General features: G+C 56.2%; 2 protein-coding genes. Both read right to left on the minus strand.

Annotated features, from left to right (window positions below; translation table 11 throughout):
• Positions 1–167 precede the first annotated feature (167 nt).
• Complete coding sequence (locus GKG43_RS22830) at positions 168–452, minus strand: hydrogenase subunit MbhD domain-containing protein (protein ID WP_347562938.1); 285 nt, start codon at positions 450–452, stop codon at positions 168–170.
• A 244-nt stretch (positions 453–696) separates the two neighbouring features.
• Positions 697–966, minus strand: coding sequence for a hydrogenase subunit MbhD domain-containing protein (locus GKG43_RS22840; RefSeq protein WP_154266213.1), 270 nt, complete (start codon positions 964–966; stop codon positions 697–699).
• Positions 967–1,112 lie beyond the last annotated feature (146 nt).

A 1,112-nucleotide genomic window follows, 5' to 3' on the forward strand; every position in this document is an offset into this window, starting at 1 on the left:
TCTGATCGCTTCATAGTCGGAGGGACCATACGGCTCCTCTGGCTCCTGCACCGGGGCCGGGGGCTTCATCTCCAGGGATCCCACAAAGGGGTCCTTTTCCCCGTCCAGCCACCGCTTGAACCGGCCGGCCAGGCTTTCGCTGTACTCCTCCTGCGGACGTTTTCTGCTCATTCTTCCTTCTCCTTTTCGTCATCCTTCTCAGCCGAGATCCCTTTGATCTTCTTCAAAGTTACAAAAAATAAAAGGGACGTCACTCCCGCGCCTACCGCCGCCTCCGTAATCGCCAGGTCCGGCGACTCCATGATCATCCAAAGGATCGACATGATCAGGCTGTAGGCCATAAAAATCAGGATGGAATTCAACAGGTTCTTATGGAAGCTGACCGCTGCCGCGNCCCCACGGAGGGGAGGAAGGACACCGCATACACCAGGATCCCAATCAGCAGCAGGCACACTGCCACGCTCACCGTGCGGTACACATGCCCATACCCTTTCAGCCTTTTATTCCGGGGATAGTCCCGGCTCTTTTTTCTGATCGCTTCATAGTCGGAGGGACCATACGGCTCCTCTGGCTCCTGCACCGGGGCCGGGGGCTTCATCTCCAGGGTCCCCACAAAGGGGTCCTTTTCCCCGTCCAGCCACCGCTTGAACCGGCCGGGCAGGCTTTCATTGTACTCCTCCTGCGGACGTTTTCTGCTCATTCTTCCTTCTCCTTTTCGTCATCCTTCTCAGCTGAGATCCCTTTGATCTTCTTCAAAGTTACAAAAAATAAAAGGGACGTCACCCCCGCGCCTACCGCCGCCTCTGTAATCGCCAGGTCCGGCGACTCCATGATCATCCACAGGATCGACATGACCAGGCTGTAGGCCATAAAAATCAGGATGGAATTCAACAGGTTCTTATGGAAGCTGACCGCTGCCGCGCACAGCACCAGAAACACCAATAAGATCCAGGTAATGACTGTCATGCTTCCCCCTCCTTTATCTCTTCTGCCTGTTCTGACGGGCAGCACGCCTTCACCTCTTCCGCTGCCTCAACCGGACAGCAGTCCTCCATCTTTTCCCGGGACAGCACTTCCAGCTTCACCACCATATGGGCCGCAACCGGGGAGGT

Source organism: Eubacterium sp. BIOML-A2 (assembly GCF_009680135.1).
Lineage (GTDB): Bacteria > Bacillota > Clostridia > Lachnospirales > Lachnospiraceae > Faecalicatena > Faecalicatena contortus_B.

Bases quoted from the DNA above. Each gene is read 5' to 3' on its own strand.
- GKG43_RS22840 (WP_154266213.1), bottom strand. From the start codon at position 966: ATGACAGTCATTACCTGGATCTTATTGGTGTTTCTGGTGCTGTGCGCG.